The organism is Sphingobacterium sp. B29, assembly GCF_001952815.1.
GTDB classification, from domain to species: domain Bacteria; phylum Bacteroidota; class Bacteroidia; order Sphingobacteriales; family Sphingobacteriaceae; genus Sphingobacterium; species Sphingobacterium siyangense.
In genome coordinates this window covers 3,427,245-3,441,283 of record NZ_CP019158.1, presented here as the reverse complement: position 1 = coordinate 3,441,283, position 14,039 = coordinate 3,427,245, and the positions used below count along the sequence as shown (strand labels likewise).

Below are 14,039 nucleotides of genomic sequence, written 5' to 3'. Positions count from 1 at the left end.
GATGAATAAAAAGACAACAATAGCCGCTTTGGGCGATATACATATGAATGCAAACCAGCATGGAAAATGGAAAACAAAATTTGAAGAAATTTCAGAAAAAGCAAAAGTCCTGCTATTATGTGGTGATTTAACCGACACGGGGGATGAAGAAGAAGCTGAATTACTCGTTGCCGAACTTCAATCCATCAAAGTTCCGGTCCTCGCCGTATTAGGAAATCACGATTATGAAAAAGGCCGGCAGAAACAGATTCGACAAATTTTGACCGACAGTAAAATTACGGTTTTGGACGGCGAAGCAATCGTGATCGAAAATATTGGTTTTGCCGGGGTAAAAGGATTTGGTGGTGGGTTTGACCGTTATATGTTGTCGATGTTCGGCGAAGATGCCATGAAAAGTTTTGTGCAGGAAGCTGTAAACGAATCATTGCTACTGGACCGTGCCTTGGCAAGGTTAGAGCAAGAGCATGCAGCTATAAAAAAAAGTCGCTTTACTCCATTATGCACCTATAGTGGAAACAGTATTGGGTGAACCCGAACAGATTTATCCTTTCTTAGGCTCAACACATTTAATGGAGCCGCTCCAGCGGCGTAAAGTTACTGCTGCCTTTCATGGGCATGCGCATGCGGGGAAATTCAAAGCCCTATCCCCCGCCGGAATACCGATTTATAATGTGGCAGTACCTGTACTGAAAGCTCATCATGGCGACGATACATGCTTTGCACTTATCGATATCTAAATTCAAAATCAACTTTAACTTCTCATTATGGTAATTGGCAAAACCCATCTCGAAGGTAATTTATATCAAACCTTCGTAGGTTTAGATCCGTTCTCTTTAAGAACACAAAGCATATATACAAACAAACTTTAGATATGGAAAATTTAAAAAATAAGCGGATTGCCATATTGGTAGCAGATGGATTTGAAGAAATTGAATTGACCAGTCCCAAAGAAGCGCTGGAAAATGCAGGTGCCAAAACAGACATTATATCACCGGCTAAAGGAAAAGTTCGCGCAAAAAATGGTGATGAGTGGTCAAATGATTATCCTGTCGATGTTGCTCTTCAGGAGGCAGAAGAGGATAAGTACGATGGATTGCTGCTGCCCGGCGGAGTCATAAGCCCCGATAAATTGAGAACCAATAAAACGGCTATTGCTTTGATTAATGCTTTTTGGGAACGTGATAAACCGATCGCGGCAATTTGTCACGGCCCACAATTACTTATTAATGCGGATTTGGTACGTGATAGAAAAATAACGTCTGTCGAGGCCATTCAAATGGACCTGATTAATGCAGGCGCATTATGGGAAGACAGTAAAGTCGTCGTTGACGATAAACTTATTACGAGCCGCACGCCCGACGATTTACCCGCTTTTAATAAAGCCATTATCAAAGCATTTGCTATGGAAAAAAAGAACAAAGCGTAATAGTACCGTCTAATAACGTATTAAAACGACCAACCTTTTGTGTCTGTAACATGTTCAGCATATAAGTAACAAATAAAACAGAACATTATGAATACGACAAAAAGTTCAAGCCATACGACTGTTAAAGGACAATCGCAGGGCAACAGCAGCAACAAAGAAAAAAAAATCAGCTCCAGCAACTGCTCAAAGCGCTTCTGCGTCTAAGAGTTCACAAAAGGGAAGTTCCGAAAAAACCAAAGCTGAGCTCTTGGAAATGGCAAAGAAAATGGATATCACGGGTCGTCATGATATGACAAAAGATGAACTTATTAAAGCCATCGACAAACAGGGCAAAAAATAGGGACGTTTTTAACGTATAGGTTCTTCCACTATAAAAAAGACCCGCAGCAAATGCGGGTCTTTTTTATTTCTTCCTTTCCTTGGGCCTATCAGCAGGGTCATTGGGCATGTCATTGAGCTGATCCACCTGCGGGTCTACACCAGCCTCGGCATCTCCTTGATCCTTATCGTTTACATCCCGAAGTGACTCCCCGTTCACTCCTAGCTTGACCTTTTTCTTTTTTTCCATTTCGGTCCCGACAACGCGGTTTTCATTTTTTGTAGCCATATTCATCTATTTTTTGTTGTTTAATCAATGTATAAGCATATGGTGAAAACCAAATCGGACAAGGCCAGCGGTGTTTTTTGTATTGGTTTTCTCGATCATAGGAACAGTACTCAATTGCAAAAAGTTTTTACAATGTAATTTACCTAAAAACTAAGAATATAAGATATGTTTTCTTTTTATATCATAATAGCTAATTTAAAAATCCGAAACTATTTTGATTTGACCTTTGTTCTTCCGCTGAGTGTATGCAGCGGCATGCCATCATTAAACAATAAATAATATGAAAAACCCAACAAAATTAATTGCCGTCGGTCTAATTTGCTTAGCAACCTATGGATGTAATGGCGTTAAAACTGATGATCAAAAATCAAAGGAACTGATGCGGGACTCCGTTCCCAACGATACCACGACGATACAATATCGCGATACCACATCTGCAGAATCCCGTGGAGAAATCCCGCCAACACCACAGCCCGATACATCGACAAAAAAGTAAAACGAATATAACTTGGCTATTGTTCTTTACATGATAATAGCATAATGAGATCCTCGTCCTGAGGTGTCTGGACATTAGATTTATTGTAGAGAGCTAGACAATGTTAACATTGCCTAGCTTTTTTTGTTGGATTTATTCGAAAGTCAGATTGATTTTTGAAAACCCCAATCCCTGTAAGAGCGGTTTAAACACGGTTGTTGCGTTGGCCTTGGTTTGCTGCAGAATATCTGACTTCTTAACATCATCAGCAACAGCTTTTTCCGCCGCTTTGTAAGCTTCATCCACAAGCTCTGCTTCGCGCAAGAACGCCATTTTGGTATCATAGACTTTGGATGCTTCATGATCGATCTTAATGTAGCAGATTTCTGGAGCCGGCAATTTGATGGAAACCGAATCCCCTACAACCTTGATATCTTCCGGATTAAGTTTTGTAAGGTTCACACAGCCTACAGCATCTGCTTTGACGATTAACAATACGCTTGCATCCGGCAAAAACGTATTCACGTTTTTATGCTCCACAACATCGCTATAGCGGTATTTGACTAATTCCAGTTTTCCCATTGCTTCAATGCGATCCACCAACAACTGATGTTTGCTTTCCACTGCCGGTCCGCTGTTATATTTTTTATACACGAACCAAGCGCCCACTGCCAAAATGGCTACGATAATTAAAAATTTTAAAAATTTTCCCATAAACTATAGTATACAAATTAAAGACCAAGCTGCTTTTTTAGGCATTTAACCTGAAAATATTACCTAGATATTATTCTCCAAGGTCGCTAAACGGGCATGCTTGAAAATTATACCTTTTGATAGACAATTGTTTAGTCAAAAAGTTTAAAAAACATTTGGAACATATAAGCTATAATACTACTTTTGTGACATCAAAATCACGGTAGGTATAGCTCAGTTGGTTAGAGCACTAGATTGTGGTTCTAGGGGTCGTCGGTTCGAGCCCGATTACTTACCCAAAAGGCAGATCAAATGATCTGCCTTTTTTGTTTTCTTGTAAGTCCTTGTTAAGATCTATGGATCATACCGAAAGTTTGGGGGGAAGGGAAGTTTTTAAGCATACAATTTCATTACTCTATATAGGAAAAATGTGGTGTCCCTTACGCCGCGAAAGAGACTCCTGAACGCTTTGAGCTTTGCATTGAAAGATTCTGCTGAAGCATTGGTGCTTCTATTGTCGAAGTAGTGTAGAATATATTGATGATGCGCTGCAATGGATCTTGCTGCGCTCTCAAATGAAGCGATGCCCGCATTTTCAACCTGATTGTGCCAGTCCTAGTTTGGTCAATGCTATCTTTTTGTCCTGGCATTTATTGAATATGTCACCAAGGGCAATTCCAAGGTCATAAACGAGCTTTAGCTTGGGTCGGTATTTCTGGTTTTCGGACCATCGGTTTGGATGCTTGAACAAGAAGCTACAAATCAAATTAAATATTGCAGTGCTCAAGGAATAAATGAACATATATTATAGCGTAAAGAAACTTACCCACTCCGGTGGAACTTGACGGATTCTTGGAAACCGGAGCGAGGTAAGTATATTTTTAGTAGATGTAATTTGTGTTACATTACAAATGTAATCTATTGAAGCTTACGAAATGTTACCATAATCATTCCTTCAGTATACAAATTCAACTATTTTATAATTTTTTAGGAAAGAAATACGTTTTAAGCGTCTTTTTCAGCTAACAACATAATACACATGAATGAAAAGATGCTATCTCCACAGACTATTAACGCCACATAAACCCACCAATACGGAAGAAACGGAGAAACTTGTTGATCATGGTCAAAGCAGGTTTCTTAATCTTCCATTTTAATCCATCGAATCCTGTGGGAGCCGCATTGAAATCTTTCACTGTCGCTGCCCCTGTCTTCATATGTATCGGTGCTTCATCCCTTCGATGCTTCTCCACGACCAAGATGCTGTCATAGTAATGCAGGGAACTTACCGAACGCGTAAATCCATTGACCTTCAATCCACGTTGCTCGGAATGGTAAGCATTGATGTAATCAATAAAATTTTTACTGTATTCAATAAAAGTACCGTTCCTTTTATGGCCACCACCATAAAATACCTGATAAGATGTATGTAAATCTTCACAAAGGTATACGCCATTATCTTTCACATGATCAAAAAGCTCCTCAAATGTCACAATCTGTTGTATCATCGTATGACCACCATCATCGATCAATATATCGATCGGCGGAATGGATTGCTTTACCTGCCGCAGGAACTTCCGGTCCGACTGTGAACCAATAAATATCTCTACATTCTCTTCTTCGAGTTCCTTACAGTGCGGATTGATGTCGATACCGTAAATTTTCGCACGATCACCAAAATAGTTCTTCCACATCTGAAGACTTCCGCCCTGAAAAACCCCAACTTCCAACACCACGATCTCTTTGCCTTTGAAACGACTAAAATGTCTGTCGTATACATCGAAATAATGCATCCATTTATTGATTAGCTTCGCATCATTATTTCGGAAATAAGTTTCTAACTCGTTCATGTCCTTCGGTCTATTTTAAGGGGTTCTGGTTTTTTATGCTTTGAATTTATTGAAATATAACGAAAAAAGCAACGATATATTTTTGTTTCAGCAGAATTTTAAAATTTAAATTTTACAACATTTAAATTATTTTCCTACATTTACATAACTGATTATATAATTACTTATAATACGATGGAACTATTTGAAAAAACAGGAAAAATAGCATTAGGCAGCAGATTGCGCTATATGGCTTCCAACATCACAGAAGAGGCCGCCCGATTACATGAGCTTTATCAGATTGATTTTGCGCCCAAGTGGTTTCCCGTTTTCTTTATCTTGTCTGAGGGTGATTCAAAAACAATTACCGATATAGCAACAGAGATTGGCCACTCCCAGCCATCAGTCACTAAAATCGTTAAAGAAATGATCAATGCGGGTCTTGTAGAGGATAACCTTCGCTCTGTGGATAAACGGCGAAATATGGTTGGATTGACCGATAAAGGAAAAATGCTTTGGGAAAGAATGAAAATTCAATGCATCGATATCGATCGGGCCATAGATGGGGTTATCCAGGAAGCCACGCACAATCTATGGGAAGCTTTAGCTGAATGGGAATTTCTACTTGAACAAAAATCCTTGCTGAAACGCGTCCAGGAACAAAAGAAAATGCGTGAAAGTAAGGATGTCAACATTGTTCCATATGATCCAACATACCGCCTGGCATTTAAGTCTTTAAATGAGGAATGGATTTCCACCTATTTTGAAATGGAAGAAACTGACCATAAAGCACTTGACAATCCCGAGGAATATATTTTGGCAAAAGGGGGTAAAATTATGGTTGCTCTTTATAACGATGAACCTGTAGGTGTATGCTCACTTATTAAAATGAATCATCCCGATTTTGACTATGAATTGGCAAAAATGGCGGTATCCCCAACAGTGCAGGGCAAAAGTATAGGCTATCTTTTGGGAAGAGCAATTATTGAAGAAGCAAAAACCTTAGGGGCATCAAAACTGTTTCTCGAGAGCAACACCATTTTGAAACCTGCAATCAATCTCTATTACAAGTTGGGGTTCCAAAAGATTAGCGGCTATCCAAGTCCTTATCAACGATGTAATATCCAGATGGAACTGGATTTAAAAAAATAACCTTGAGCAGTAGAAACATAAACTGGAATAAGCTAACTCTGATAAGCGAATGAATGCTTCCCCAAAAAAGGGAAGCATTTTTGTTTAACTAATTTTTCAAATAAAAGGTGATACTTTTCACTAAATTGGTACATGTCTATAAATGATATTGCTATGCAACAATTGATCAATTCAAATCGAACAATAGACCGACAGGTGCTCTTTATGAACTTGTATAAAAGTACATTTCCCATCGTGGCTAAGTATATCAGTCGCATGGGTGGTAATTTGGATGAAGCCAAAGATGTATTTCAGGACGCTTTGCTGGTGTATTATGAAAAGATTCTTTTAACAGCAGCACCACTAAACAACGATATTGGCTATTTGGTTGGAACAGCCAAAAATCTATGGTTAAAACGGTATGGTCAATCCAGTCCAAACCTTCCCCTAGATCAAGTGGATATTGCTTTGATAACCGAAGAGTCTCTTTCTAGCACAAGGCTGTTTCGTTTTTTGGAGACTGCTGGGCGTAAATGTTTAGAACTCTTGAAAAGCTTCTATTATGATCAAATGTCACTGCAGGAAATTGCAGATGAATATGGCTATTCGGGAGCAAGGAGCGCCACTGTACAGAAATTTAAATGCCTGGAGAAAGTTAGAGAATCCGTTAAACAAAAATCCCTGGTTTATGATGACTTCATGGAATGAAATCCAACAGATAGAAGCGTATATCTTTGGAATAGCGAAGCCGGAAGATGCACTGCTTTTTGAAGCGAAATTGGTGTTGGACGAAGAGTTGGCACACAAGGTTATTGCGCAACAAAAAGCTTATGCAGCTATTCGGCAATTCGGGCGCAAACAAGTGAAAATGGAAATTGAAGCCATAACGCAGGCATTATTTACACATCCTGAACATGTCTCTTTTAGAAAAAAAAATAATAAAGCTATTTAGCAAATCCTAAATTCCTAACATCATGACGATTGACAAAAATGAGTTCCGCAAATTTGCGGTAGGGCATTGTTATGTCCAAAAAGATCTAGTGGATCATTATATTTCAGGCATCGAGCAGTCACGCATTCCGTTGGCCATGACGCCATATATCACCGAAGAACGCGAATTGCGTGTATCACAAATGGACGTATTTTCCAGATTGATGATTGACCGTATTATTTTTATGGGTGCTCCTGTAGAATCCAACATCGCCAATATTGTACAAGCCCAGCTGCTATTCCTTCAATCTGTTGACCCCAAAAAAGATATACAACTGTATATCAACTCTCCCGGAGGTGAAGTGTATGCCGGATTAGGTATTTATGATACAATGCAATTGATCAGTCCGGATGTTGCAACGATCTGCACAGGTATGGCGCTCTCCTTTGGTGCGATATTACTCTGCGGCGGTGCTTCCGGCAAACGTAGCGCACTGGAACACGCACGGGTGATGCTCCATCAGCCACTTGGCGGTGTTCAAGGCCAGGCTTCGGACATCGAAATTACAGCCAATCAAGTACTGAAAATTAAGAAAGAGCTGTACGATATTATTGCCAAACACAGTGGACAGAGCTATCAACGCGTACATGATGTCAGCGACCGAGATCACTGGATGGTTGCTGCAGAAGCAAAAGAATTTGGAATTATTGACGACGTACTAATCTAGCAAGGATAAGTAAATTTATGGACAGTTTCAATCGGGCTATTGACAGACTATTGTCAATGGCCCTTTTAACTTTGTCATCAATAAATTTATATCAGCATGAAACTAACATCCATTCGACTGATTGCAAATGACATTCAGCAGTCCGTCAGATTCTATGAAGAAATCCTGGGGCTCACCGCACAATGGTTTACACCAGATTTTGCCGAGCTTTCCACCAGTTCGATTACCCTAGCTATAGGAGGTACTCGCACGATGCAAATGTTTAGCGACAGCCCCATTATCTTTGGTAACATGGCCCCTATTATTATTGAATTTTTAGTGGGAAATGTAGATCATGAATATATTCGGATCAAAAATAGTGCTTCAAAAATCATTCAGGAACCGACAACAATGCCTTGGGGTAATCGCTCATTGCTTTTTTGTGATCCCGATGGTAACATGCTTAACTTTTTCACTCCGCTGAGCCCTGAGGCGATCAAAAAATTTGGCGTAGAAGCCACGAACTAATCCGCTCACATGACAAGATACTAAAGTCCAAAAATTAGTATCTTGTCTTCCTTAATCGATATTTAACAGCTATTTCTTCAACTCATGGCCCTAATTAAAGATATATATACACCGGAATTTTATCAGTTTATTGCCGATCAGTTCCACCGCGTTGACAACAGTTTTAACAGAGAACAGTTTATCAAACGCGTTTTTTCAGGCAGTTTTCATGAAATGGAATGGAAACAGCGTACAAAACACAGCACAGTGGCCTTACATGAATTTATGCCGGCATCCTTTCCCGAAGCAGCGGCCTTACTAACACAAGTGGTGGAACATCTCTTAGAAACGAAGCATCGGGGAGGCCTTGAATATGTTATTTTTCCGGACTATATCGAAACTTACGGTATCGGAGATTTTGAAACAGCTGTGCAGTCATTTGAAATCGTCACGAGATTCATAACCTGCGAATTTGCCGTTCGTCCATTTATTATCAACTATGGATCTCGTATGATCGCGGAAATGGAAAGATGGTCCAAAAGCCCACATCCTCAAGTTCGACGCCTTGCAAGTGAAGGATCTAGGCCCCGACTCCCCTGGGCGATGGCAATTCCAGCGTTGAAAAACGACCCTTCCCCTATCCTGCCTATCCTCCAAAACCTCCATAATGACCCATCCGAGAGCGTAAGAAGAAGTGTGGCCAACAATCTCAACGATATTGCCAAAGATCATCCCCATCTCGTTCTGACCATTGCCCAGCAGTGGAATGGAATCAGTAAAAATACAGATGCTATCATCAAACATGGCTGCCGTACCTTACTCAAACAAGGACATCCAGCGATTCTAAGCTTTTATGGACTGGATAGTAGCGATTTTCATATTAGGAATCTCAGTATCCATACACCGGTAGTTAAAATAGGTGAACACCTTATTTTTTCTTTTGAAATTGAAAATGGAAGCAGCAGCGCCAGATCACTACGTTTGGAGTATGGGTTATATTATCAAAAGTCAAATGGTCAGCTATCTCGAAAGGTATTTAAAATTAGTGAACGAACCTATCAGGGAACTGAAATAAACCGTATCGAGCGAAAGCAATCTTTCAAATTGATTACTACCCGGAAATTCTATGCCGGGAAACATAAAATTTCAATTATTGTCAATGGGCAAGAAACAGTCCAACAGGAATTTGAGCTATTGCACATTTAACGGGAAATAAGAAACAAACGAAGGGCTTTCGTGTTCTACTAGAAACAACAGGATATACGCTGGACAGGTTTTTCCCAGCGTATATAAGGTAAGTTCTTATGTTAATATGAGGTCTGTTATGAAGAAAATTCTCTTAATCCTTTTTGTCTTACTTATCCTATTTATCATTGGGCTTTTAATTAGAACGCTGACTTACCCGTTTACGCGTGTCAAAAAATCTGCTGCAGCGCCTGTGCAGCCAGCGGTCAATGATAGCATTGTTGCCCGATTTGCCGGCGGCATCAAAATAGCCACAATCTCTTTTGGCGACTCGACATTATTTAATCATGTTCCTTTTGAAGAACTTAATAGTTACATCAGGCACAATTTCCCACTGATCTATCGCTCCCTGGAAACCTATACGGTCAATGGCCACGCGCTGGTCATTCGACTCAAGGGAAGCGACAATAGCTTGCTTCCGCTACTCTTTCTTTCGCATATGGATGTTGTTCCTCCCGGTTCAGCTGCTATAAAAAATAACGATTCAACGCTATTTCAGCCTAGAGACCAGGCAATACCGCCGGTTAGTGAAATAGCCGAAGAATGGGACTATGCACCTTTTTCGGGGGCAGTAGCCAACGGCCGCATTTATGGCCGCGGAAGCTTAGATATGAAAGGCATGCTCTTCTCCTTACTTGAAGCTACGGAACAGTTGGTTCGAGAACAGGTACAGCCCAAGCGGGATATCTACCTCGCTTTTGGTTTTGATGAAGAAGTTGGTGGCGTACGCGGCGCAGCTAAAATAGCAGACTACTTCAAAGAAAAAGGTCTTAAATTCGAAGCCGTTTATGACGAGGGTGGACTCATTCTGGAGAAGGGCTCGGTCAAGGGAATCAGCTCCGATGTAGCATTGATCGGTTGCGCGGAGAAGGGATTTTTATCCCTGAAAATTAAGGTCAAAGGTCTTGGTGGGCACTCTTCGATGCCACCAACGACGAGTGCAATTGGTAAAGCGGCAGTCATTATGCAGCGCTTAGAAAATCACCAGATGAAAGCACAGATCAGCCCTATGATCCAAAACTTCTTTCAACAGGTTGGTGGTAGCATGCCTTTTGTCTCCCGTTTTGCGATCGCTAATCGCTGGCTTATGGAACCTTTACTTCTGGCTCAACTAACGAAAAACCACTCGACTAATGCCCTCGTGCGAACAACTACAGCACTGACGATGATGAAGGGCAGCGATGCCCCCAATGTACTTTCACCTGAAGTTGAATTTGTTGTCAATTTTAGGCTACTGCCTGAAAACACCCTGCGGGAAGTTCGGGATCATGTCGAGCAGGCTACACGCGGGTTTGATGTTGAAATCGAACAGGTCGACAATGCCCGAGAAGCATCCAAAGTTTCACCAACAGACGTTAAAGCCTATACGATGATGGAAGCTTCTATCCGCAGGCTATACCCTGATCTTATTGTTACGCCTTACCTGACTGTTGGCGGAACCGACGCTATCAAATACCAAAATCTCAGTGATCATATTTATCGCTTTATGCCCATTAAAATTAATCACGCTGAACAGCAGAGTATGCATAGTACCAATGAATACATCAGCATTGAAAACTACCTGAAGATGATAGACTATTTTTATTACATTATGCGTCACTACGACGATGAAACCATTTAACCATGGACAATCTTCGCAATTACATTCACGCATTGGTTGACTTTTCGACGGATAGCTGGCACTTGCTGCAGCCAGCATTGACATTGCGTAACTTCAAAAAAAATGATTTACTGCTGGAACAGGGTAAAGTTTGCAATTCGCTCTTTTTTATCGACAAAGGCTATTGTAGAAGTTATTATGTTATTGATGGAACTGTCAAAAACACAGGATTTTTCTTTGAAAACGATATCGCTACCAATATTCAAAGTTTTGGCAGCGGGCAAAAATCCGAATTTAACATCGTTGCCTGTGAGGACTTAAGGACCATTATTTTTGATAAGTCGACACTATTTGAACTTGCTGCACAGGTTATAGAAATAGAACGGTTGGGACGGTTTTGTATCAGGCAGTTTGCTTCACGCCAGGAAGAGTTTGCCAATCTATTTAAACTCTATTCGGCTGCCGAACGTCTGTGTTATCTAGAAAAAAAATATCCAGAAATTTCACAACGTGTACCACTTTCTCAATTGGCTTCTTTTTTGGGAGTAGCTCGAGAAACCTTAAGCCGGATTCGTCGGAGAAGATTAAACACCTGACATTATGTGACGATTGTCACAGGCTAGAATAATTTCATTTTGGGAACTTTGTATCAATTAAACAAAGATAAAAGATATGAAAACATCCAATAATGCACTCTTGGATTTCGAAAAATTTATGGCTATCCGTTTAAAAGCCTCAACAGATTTTGTGGAGGGTCATTTTGATTCCCTAAAAGATATTTCTGTCTCAAATGAGCCTGCCACAATTTTTCCGCCCAAAGGAATATATATTTCTGGGGTATTACAGGTCAATGATTTTAACCAAAAAGGAGCTTCCAATTTCCTTCCGGGTGCACAAAACAAATTTGAAGTGATCCATCAAGATGCAAGTGATACGCTAGCCTATTGGACGGGTATACAACGTTCGTCCGTCAACATAAAAGGACAAGATACCGTGGTGATTTTCAATCTCAGAATCACCGAAATCTTCAGAAAAGAGCAAGGTACCTGGAAGCTTATGCATCGACATGCCGATACACTGGCCGAATAGTCTAAATGACCTAGGGAGCAGCAGTTTGTTTATAGATCGCTATGGTTTGTGCCCGCTGTTCCTTATGGTCAGATACTCAAAATTGATCGGCTGAGTGCAGCAATGGTCCTCCAGCGATTTCCTACGATTTGAGTTCGGCATCGCTGTTGATCCCTTGAATTTCTTATTCCAAAAGAGTAATAAAATAATAAACAGTATAAATAATAACAGGGTGACTAAATTTGTCTTCCCCAACAGTGCGTGTAAAGTAGCTGGAGCTATAATTGAATTGGTTCTTACGGTGGAGAAAGTCAATACAAATGAAAAGACAATACACAAAAGCACAAATCCGGCAAAACCACCAAATTGGCTAAAATTATCAAAAATTAAAAGATGCCAAATCGCCCAAAATATTCCCGTTATCACACTTTTAATGGGCCATTTTATTTCACCTAGACTATCATTCAAATAGCCCCGCCAAGTAAATTCCTCCATGATATCATACAGCAATGTAAACAGGCAGAACAACAGTGCCCAAACGTGCTCATCGACACCGTAATTATTATTAAATCCATAAATACCATATCCTGCGAATAAAAGGAATGGAAACAACAGTGACTTTGTTTTATTAGGGCCAAAAAGTGTAACGGTGGAAACGACTTTTGACAAAGCATAAAAAAATGCCGAGATAATCAGAATAATCAATCCGTGATTCATATTCCAGGGTAATGGAAAACTAAAAACATCTTTCATAGCCATCTGGAAAATATTAGGAAGCTTTCGTATAGCAAAAGTTCCCAACATCAACAATCCGTAAAATAATGCGATACGCAACCAGTTCGTCTTTTTTATGCTTTCAATAATCTTCATACACTATTTATTAGTCTATTGTCCCTACAGCAACTGTTCTTTGTTAAATAACGACTACAAAATTGGAAGTCGCGAACTTACAAAAAAACGATAAAAGCAGGTTTGCCTTCAAAAGTAAAAATTAATCGGCATTAAAGCATTAGCCAAAAAGAATGGCATGGAATCAACAATATACCAACTGCAAGTGTCCAAAACATCGCTGTTTTACTAATGAAATAACATTCACGTATTTTTTTTGTGCACAAAATCCAGGTCAAAAAACCATAGAGCAAAATTGGTAAGATATACATCTCCAAAGGATATGGCTGTAGAATTGGATTGAACTCCACTAAAATTTTGGCCTCCCTTCTGCTTTGAAAGAGCATGTACATCAAGGTAGAAACAACCATGGATGAGGAACTTGCAAAAAAGAGTGTGAGCAGTATCCATCCAGTTCTTTTCAACAACCAAAACAAAAGGAAACCTACTATTAAAACCATTACATTGAAAAAGGACAATAATGTGTAGTTATCCGGTAGCTCTTTGAAATATTTGATCGGATATAACAGTGCAGGAAAAAGATTATAGCCTTTAAACACAATGAGGATACCTGTAAAAAATGAGATCCGCACGATACTTCTTTTGACCACTTGTACCCTGGGCGTATCAAATCTACCGGTAATAGTCCATTGGTCTTTGGCTTTTATCGTATCAATATTAGTCTCTTTTTCCGCTTCTCGCTGGTTAAGCACATATCTTGCCACTGTCAACTCCTCGGTGGTCAACTGTCGACTTTTTAATTCAATCTCGGCAGCTTCAAGGGCCGAAGGCTCATAGTGATCGGGATTATCTACCACAGACAGCAACTGATCTGTGGGCCAAGTTTTATAAAGTTCAGCAAAATTATTTTCGGACATTGGCTTAATTTTTATAAATTTCAATATGTTATTACGGCAAGTTCATAACAATAAT

At 39.9% G+C, this 14,039-nt stretch carries 20 protein-coding genes and 1 tRNA gene; 15 read left to right on the top strand and 6 right to left on the bottom strand.

Annotation, left to right across the window (positions count from 1 at the left end):
• The first annotated feature begins 1 nt into the window (after position 1).
• From BV902_RS14450 to BV902_RS28715, 4 genes are all read left to right on the top strand, one after another.
• The gene (locus BV902_RS14450; protein ID WP_237241638.1) at positions 2-529 is read left to right on the top strand and encodes a metallophosphoesterase family protein; all 528 of its coding nucleotides are present in this window, start codon (positions 2-4) and stop codon (positions 527-529) included.
• Positions 510-737, top strand: coding sequence for a hypothetical protein (locus BV902_RS28115; RefSeq protein ID WP_237241636.1), 228 nt, complete (start codon positions 510-512; stop codon positions 735-737). The genes BV902_RS14450 and BV902_RS28115 overlap by 20 nt, the downstream gene beginning before the upstream one ends.
• A gap of 134 nt (positions 738-871) precedes the next feature.
• Complete coding sequence (locus BV902_RS14445; RefSeq protein WP_075992549.1) at positions 872-1,426, top strand: type 1 glutamine amidotransferase domain-containing protein; 555 nt, start codon at positions 872-874, stop codon at positions 1,424-1,426.
• Between the two features lie 91 nt (positions 1,427-1,517).
• Positions 1,518-1,766, top strand: coding sequence for a Rho termination factor N-terminal domain-containing protein (locus BV902_RS28715; RefSeq protein WP_443019325.1), 249 nt, complete (start codon positions 1,518-1,520; stop codon positions 1,764-1,766).
• A 63-nt stretch (positions 1,767-1,829) separates the two neighbouring features.
• Here the strand turns inward: BV902_RS28715 and BV902_RS14435 are convergent, their stop codons facing one another.
• The gene (locus BV902_RS14435) at positions 1,830-2,033 is read right to left on the bottom strand and encodes a hypothetical protein (RefSeq protein WP_145330573.1); all 204 of its coding nucleotides are present in this window, start codon (positions 2,031-2,033) and stop codon (positions 1,830-1,832) included.
• 280 nt (positions 2,034-2,313) lie between these two features.
• Between BV902_RS14435 and BV902_RS14430 the strand changes: the two genes are divergently transcribed.
• Positions 2,314-2,529 (top strand): hypothetical protein, encoded by a 216-nt coding sequence (locus BV902_RS14430; protein WP_075992546.1) that lies wholly within the window; start codon positions 2,314-2,316, stop codon positions 2,527-2,529.
• A 132-nt stretch (positions 2,530-2,661) separates the two neighbouring features.
• On the opposite strand, the gene BV902_RS14425 is transcribed toward BV902_RS14430, so the two are convergent.
• A complete protein-coding gene (locus BV902_RS14425) occupies positions 2,662-3,222 on the bottom strand; it encodes a DUF4230 domain-containing protein (protein WP_075992545.1) in 561 nt (186 codons plus the stop codon).
• Positions 3,223-3,424: 202 nt separating this feature from the next.
• Between BV902_RS14425 and BV902_RS14420 the strand changes: the two genes are divergently transcribed.
• Positions 3,425-3,498, top strand: a tRNA-His gene (locus tag BV902_RS14420).
• A gap of 96 nt (positions 3,499-3,594) precedes the next feature.
• Here BV902_RS14420 and BV902_RS28710 read toward each other — a convergent pair.
• Together BV902_RS28710 and BV902_RS14405 are read right to left on the bottom strand one after the other, a co-directional pair.
• On the bottom strand, positions 3,595-3,756 hold the full coding sequence (locus tag BV902_RS28710; protein WP_312460305.1) for a transposase: 162 nt from the start codon (positions 3,754-3,756) through the stop codon (positions 3,595-3,597).
• A 515-nt stretch (positions 3,757-4,271) separates the two neighbouring features.
• Positions 4,272-5,051 (bottom strand): class I SAM-dependent methyltransferase, encoded by a 780-nt coding sequence (locus BV902_RS14405; protein ID WP_083663620.1) that lies wholly within the window; start codon positions 5,049-5,051, stop codon positions 4,272-4,274.
• Between the two features lie 174 nt (positions 5,052-5,225).
• Here BV902_RS14405 and BV902_RS14400 point away from each other — a divergent pair, with 174 nt between their 5' ends.
• The 9 genes from BV902_RS14400 to BV902_RS27340 all read left to right on the top strand — a co-directional run bounded on the left by BV902_RS14400 (position 5,226) and on the right by BV902_RS27340 (position 12,239).
• The gene (locus BV902_RS14400) at positions 5,226-6,182 is read left to right on the top strand and encodes a bifunctional helix-turn-helix transcriptional regulator/GNAT family N-acetyltransferase (RefSeq protein WP_075992543.1); all 957 of its coding nucleotides are present in this window, start codon (positions 5,226-5,228) and stop codon (positions 6,180-6,182) included.
• A gap of 153 nt (positions 6,183-6,335) precedes the next feature.
• Positions 6,336-6,869: an RNA polymerase sigma factor gene (locus BV902_RS14395; protein ID WP_075994782.1), complete on the top strand. Its 534-nt coding sequence runs from the start codon at positions 6,336-6,338 to the stop codon at positions 6,867-6,869.
• Positions 6,850-7,113 (top strand): hypothetical protein, encoded by a 264-nt coding sequence (locus BV902_RS14390; RefSeq protein WP_157626076.1) that lies wholly within the window; start codon positions 6,850-6,852, stop codon positions 7,111-7,113. Before BV902_RS14395 ends, BV902_RS14390 begins: the two co-directional genes overlap by 20 nt.
• A 22-nt stretch (positions 7,114-7,135) precedes the next feature.
• Positions 7,136-7,819, top strand: coding sequence for an ATP-dependent Clp protease proteolytic subunit (locus BV902_RS14385; RefSeq protein ID WP_075992541.1), 684 nt, complete (start codon positions 7,136-7,138; stop codon positions 7,817-7,819).
• A gap of 96 nt (positions 7,820-7,915) precedes the next feature.
• Positions 7,916-8,326: a VOC family protein gene (locus BV902_RS14380; RefSeq protein WP_075992540.1), complete on the top strand. Its 411-nt coding sequence runs from the start codon at positions 7,916-7,918 to the stop codon at positions 8,324-8,326.
• Between the two features lie 84 nt (positions 8,327-8,410).
• Positions 8,411-9,511 carry a DNA alkylation repair protein gene (locus BV902_RS14375; RefSeq protein WP_075992539.1) on the top strand — a complete coding sequence of 367 codons (1,101 nt, stop codon included), beginning with the start codon at positions 8,411-8,413 and terminating at the stop codon, positions 9,509-9,511.
• 118 nt (positions 9,512-9,629) lie between these two features.
• A complete protein-coding gene (locus BV902_RS14370) occupies positions 9,630-11,171 on the top strand; it encodes a M20/M25/M40 family metallo-hydrolase (RefSeq protein WP_075994781.1) in 1,542 nt (513 codons plus the stop codon).
• 2 nt (positions 11,172-11,173) lie between these two features.
• Positions 11,174-11,746: a Crp/Fnr family transcriptional regulator gene (locus BV902_RS14365; protein ID WP_075992538.1), complete on the top strand. Its 573-nt coding sequence runs from the start codon at positions 11,174-11,176 to the stop codon at positions 11,744-11,746.
• A gap of 76 nt (positions 11,747-11,822) precedes the next feature.
• Entirely contained in the window at positions 11,823-12,239 is a 417-nt protein-coding gene (locus tag BV902_RS27340; protein ID WP_075992537.1) for a hypothetical protein, read from the top strand.
• Between the two features lie 39 nt (positions 12,240-12,278).
• On the opposite strand, the gene BV902_RS14355 is transcribed toward BV902_RS27340, so the two are convergent.
• A complete protein-coding gene (locus BV902_RS14355; RefSeq protein ID WP_075992536.1) occupies positions 12,279-13,088 on the bottom strand; it encodes a CPBP family intramembrane glutamic endopeptidase in 810 nt (269 codons plus the stop codon).
• Between the two features lie 131 nt (positions 13,089-13,219).
• A complete protein-coding gene (locus BV902_RS14350) occupies positions 13,220-13,984 on the bottom strand; it encodes a hypothetical protein (protein WP_075992535.1) in 765 nt (254 codons plus the stop codon).
• Positions 13,985-14,039: the final 55 nt, after the last annotated feature.

Bases quoted from the DNA above. Each gene is read 5' to 3' on its own strand.
- BV902_RS14450 (WP_237241638.1), top strand. From the start codon at position 2: ATGAATAAAAAGACAACAATAGCCGCTTTGGGCGATATACATATGAAT.
- BV902_RS14445 (WP_075992549.1), top strand. From the start codon at position 872: ATGGAAAATTTAAAAAATAAGCGGATTGCCATATTGGTAGCAGATGGA.
- BV902_RS14435 (WP_145330573.1), bottom strand. From the start codon at position 2,033: ATGGCTACAAAAAATGAAAACCGCGTTGTCGGGACCGAAATGGAAAAA.
- BV902_RS14430 (WP_075992546.1), top strand. From the start codon at position 2,314: ATGAAAAACCCAACAAAATTAATTGCCGTCGGTCTAATTTGCTTAGCA.
- BV902_RS14425 (WP_075992545.1), bottom strand. From the start codon at position 3,222: ATGGGAAAATTTTTAAAATTTTTAATTATCGTAGCCATTTTGGCAGTG.
- BV902_RS14405 (WP_083663620.1), bottom strand. From the start codon at position 5,051: ATGAACGAGTTAGAAACTTATTTCCGAAATAATGATGCGAAGCTAATC.
- BV902_RS14400 (WP_075992543.1), top strand. From the start codon at position 5,226: ATGGAACTATTTGAAAAAACAGGAAAAATAGCATTAGGCAGCAGATTG.
- BV902_RS14395 (WP_075994782.1), top strand. From the start codon at position 6,336: ATGCAACAATTGATCAATTCAAATCGAACAATAGACCGACAGGTGCTC.
- BV902_RS14390 (WP_157626076.1), top strand. From the start codon at position 6,850: ATGATGACTTCATGGAATGAAATCCAACAGATAGAAGCGTATATCTTT.
- BV902_RS14385 (WP_075992541.1), top strand. From the start codon at position 7,136: ATGACGATTGACAAAAATGAGTTCCGCAAATTTGCGGTAGGGCATTGT.
- BV902_RS14380 (WP_075992540.1), top strand. From the start codon at position 7,916: ATGAAACTAACATCCATTCGACTGATTGCAAATGACATTCAGCAGTCC.
- BV902_RS14375 (WP_075992539.1), top strand. From the start codon at position 8,411: ATGGCCCTAATTAAAGATATATATACACCGGAATTTTATCAGTTTATT.
- BV902_RS14370 (WP_075994781.1), top strand. From the start codon at position 9,630: ATGAAGAAAATTCTCTTAATCCTTTTTGTCTTACTTATCCTATTTATC.
- BV902_RS14365 (WP_075992538.1), top strand. From the start codon at position 11,174: ATGGACAATCTTCGCAATTACATTCACGCATTGGTTGACTTTTCGACG.
- BV902_RS27340 (WP_075992537.1), top strand. From the start codon at position 11,823: ATGAAAACATCCAATAATGCACTCTTGGATTTCGAAAAATTTATGGCT.
- BV902_RS14355 (WP_075992536.1), bottom strand. From the start codon at position 13,088: ATGAAGATTATTGAAAGCATAAAAAAGACGAACTGGTTGCGTATCGCA.
- BV902_RS14350 (WP_075992535.1), bottom strand. From the start codon at position 13,984: ATGTCCGAAAATAATTTTGCTGAACTTTATAAAACTTGGCCCACAGAT.